The organism is Campylobacter sp. (assembly GCF_017646085.1).
Taxonomy (GTDB): domain Bacteria; phylum Campylobacterota; class Campylobacteria; order Campylobacterales; family Campylobacteraceae; genus Campylobacter.
The window spans coordinates 1-3,524 of record NZ_JAGCNF010000111.1; the positions used below are offsets into that span (position 1 = coordinate 1).

The 3,524-nt window shown below is 33.6% G+C and carries 3 protein-coding genes; 2 read left to right on the forward strand and 1 reads right to left on the reverse strand.

Annotation, left to right across the window (positions count from 1 at the left end; translation table 11 throughout):
• Positions 1–303, forward strand: a 303-nt coding sequence (locus J6V67_RS06050; RefSeq protein WP_291860214.1) for an alanine racemase, incomplete at its 5' end; no start/stop codon positions are given.
• Positions 304–318: 15 nt separating this feature from the next.
• On the opposite strand, the gene J6V67_RS06055 is transcribed toward J6V67_RS06050, so the two are convergent.
• Positions 319–2,892: an AAA family ATPase gene (locus tag J6V67_RS06055; RefSeq protein WP_291860217.1), complete on the reverse strand. Its 2,574-nt coding sequence runs from the start codon at positions 2,890–2,892 to the stop codon at positions 319–321.
• Between the two features lie 203 nt (positions 2,893–3,095).
• Between J6V67_RS06055 and J6V67_RS06060 the strand changes: the two genes are divergently transcribed.
• Positions 3,096–3,524 (forward strand): S41 family peptidase (locus J6V67_RS06060; RefSeq protein ID WP_291860220.1); only part of this gene is annotated, 429 nt, incomplete at its 3' end.

Here is a 3,524-nt window from a genome sequence, read left to right on the forward strand (position 1 = left end):
CTTCAAATAAACTCAGCCAATGAAGAAACCAAGCAAGGCGTAGATCCAAAAGATGCTATAAATATATATAAAGAGATTCAAAGTAGATGCGTTAATCTAAATTTAATTGGCGTAATGAGCATTGGTGCTCATAGTGATGATATAGATGAGGTCAAAAAAAGCTTTGAGATTACTAAAGAGATATTTGACTCTTTAAAACCCCATGGGGCTACAATCTGCTCAATGGGGATGAGTGGAGATTTTAAGCTAGCTATTGAGTGCGGCTCAAATATGATAAGGCTTGGCACAATCTTATATAACTAAGCTTTTTAAGGGCTTTTAGCCCTTATTTATTACAATCTCATCATTTATAGCATCTATGGTTATGCTATCTCCACTTGCTATCTCATCTTTTAAAATCATATCAGCTATCTTATCCTCTACTAACTCATAAAGAGCTCTACGTAATGGTCTAGCACCATATACTATATCAAATCCAGCTTGCGAGATTAAATTTATAGCATTTTGGCTTAAATTTGCTCTTATACCACGACCAAGCAATGTAGCCTCAAGCTCTTTAAACATTATATTAACAATTGCACCTAGCTCATCTTGACCAAGCGGATTAAAGATTATCGTATCATCTAATCTATTTAAAAATTCAGGTTTAAAATACTCTTTTAAAGCCAAGTTTATCGCATCATCTCGCTCTTTGCCACTTAAATCCATAATAGCTGATGAGCCAATATTACTTGTTAGAATTATTATAGTATTTTTAAAATCAACAGTAACGCCTTTACTATCAGTCGCCCTACCATCATCTAAAATTCCAAGTAAAATATTAAATACATCTTTATGAGCTTTTTCTACTTCATCAAATAAAATTACGCTATATGGCTTTCGTCTTACTGCTTCAGTAAGCTGTCCACCCTCTTCAAAACCCACATATCCAGGAGGAGCACCAAGAAGTCTGCTAACAGCGTGTTTTTCCATATACTCACTCATATCAAATCTTATCATAGCTTTTTCATCATCAAATAAAAATTTAGCCAATGCCTTAGCGCTTTCAGTTTTACCTACCCCAGTAGGCCCAAGGAATAAAAAGCTACCAATTGGGCGATTTTGACTGCTTAAACCAGCTTTATTTCGCTTAATTGCCCTAGATAGAGCATGCAATGCCTCATCTTGGCCAATTACACTTTGTTTTAAATGGTTTTCTATATTTAAATATCTCTCTTTTTCATTTGATAGCATTTTGCCAGCTGGTATGCCAGTCCATTTACTCAAAATTCCAGCTACCATATCTTCATCTACTTCATTGCGTAATAACACTCCATCTTTTTTCATCTCATTCCATTTAAGCTCTAGATCTGCGATACTCTTTTGCGCTTGGGGAATTTGACTATATCTAAGCTCGGCAACCTTTTCAAATTCACCATTTCTTTGATACTCATCAGCTTGCATAGATAAAGAATCAATGAGTTTTTTACTTTGGCTAATTGAGTCAAATACATCTTTTTCATTTTTAAATTTCATCTCTAAAGAGCTTTTTTTCTCATTTAAATTTGCTAGTTCTTTTTCTATTTGAGCTAGACGCTCACCATTTTTATCCTCGCCTTCCATTTTTAGAGCTTCTTTTTCTACTATTAGGGTCTCTATCTCTCTTTTAGCTTTAGCTAGCCCAAATGGCTCACTCTCTATTTGCATCTTTAATTCTGCAGCTGCTTCATCTATTAAATCAATTGCTTTATCTGGCAAAAATCTACCACTTATATATCTATGGCTTAGTTTTGTAGCTGCTACTAAAGCACTATCAGTGATAGTTACATTGTGATGCACTTCTAGCCTATCTTTTATTCCACGCAAAATTTGAAGTGCTTCATTTACGCTTGGTTCTGCTACATTTACTGGTTGAAATCTTCTTTGAAGTGCAGCATCTTTTTCAAAATATTTTCTATACTCTTTTAGAGTTGTAGCTCCTACAGTATGCAGCTCTCCACGAGCTAAAGCTGGCTTTAAAATATTAGCTGCATCCATAGAACCCTCACTAGCTCCAGCACCTACTATGGTATGAATCTCATCTATAAATAATATAATATTTCCAGCTTTTTTAACTTCATCAATTATTGCTTTTAGCCTATCTTCAAACTCGCCTCTATACTTTGCTCCAGCAATTAATGCGCTCATATCAAGCGCAATTACCCTTTTATTTGCCAGTGTTGTAGGGACTGATTTTTTGACTATTAACTGAGCTAATCCCTCTACAATTGCAGTCTTACCTACACCCGGTTCACCTAGTAAGATTGGATTATTTTTAGTTTTTCTAATTAGAATTTGCATCATTCTAGTTATCTCTTCATCTCTACCTATTACAGGATCTAATTCTCCACTAGATGCCTTTTTAGTTAAATCAATTCCAAATTTACTTAAAGAATCTAGATTTTCATCAGCAGTTTGAGTATCTATACTCTTTCCACCACGCATTGCCTCTAGCTCTTTTTTGATTTCAAGCAAATCTATATATTTAGATAATATTCCTTTGATTGGTTCACTATCTAAATTCGCAATTATCCAGCTATCAACTGCTATAAATTTATCTCCAAGACTAATCATCAAAGCCCTAGCACGCTCAAAGCTATCTACTAACTCATTTGATATTTTGATATTATTTTTTGATACATTTGAACTTTGAGGTAGATTATTAGCACTGCTTTTTATATCTAATACTAAGGCCTCTTTGCTCACATTTGCTCTATTTAAAATTTGATTTAAAATAGAATTACTATCAGCGCTTAAAGCCCAAAGCAAGTGCAAAAGCATTACTTGAGGATTTTTATTGCCAATAGCCAAAGATATAGCACTATCGATTAAATCTTGACTCATTGAGGTGAGTTCATCAAATATATTTGCCATATTTTCTCCTTAAACTTTATATGAGTAGTATTATATAACTTTAGTCTATATTTGTCAAGGTTTGGCCAAATTTAACCCAATTTGGATTTAATTTGATTAATATTTTTTACTTTAAATTAATATATTTTTAGGTAAAATTATTGATTTTAAATTTTTGGAGTTATGTGTTGAAAAGCAGTAAAATTTTACAACTAGCTGGGTTTATCAGCGTAATAGCAGCCAGTGCTATTGCTCTAAATGCCCAAACCGCCCAAGATGAGAGAATTCAAGCTCTATCAAAACTAACAAAAACTATCGCCGTAGTAGAAAAATATTATGTCGATGATATAAATTTCACCCAAATCGTAGATAAAACCATATCTGGACTTTTAACAAACTTAGATGCACATTCTGGATATTTAGATGAAAAGGCATTTAAGGATATGCAAATTCAACCCAAAGGTGAATTTGGAGGCCTTGGAATAACTGTAGGAATAAAAGATGGTGCATTAACAGTAATCGCTCCAATAGATGATACACCAGCATATAAAGCTGGAGTAAAATCAGGCGATGTAATTTTAAGAATAGATGGCGAATCTACCATAAATATTACAATTGATGAGGCTGTAAATAAGATGCGTGGTAAGCCAAAA

Coding starts and splice junctions, on each gene's coding strand:
- J6V67_RS06055 (WP_291860217.1), bottom strand. CDS start 2,892: ATGGCAAATATATTTGATGAACTCACCTCAATGAGTCAAGATTTAATC.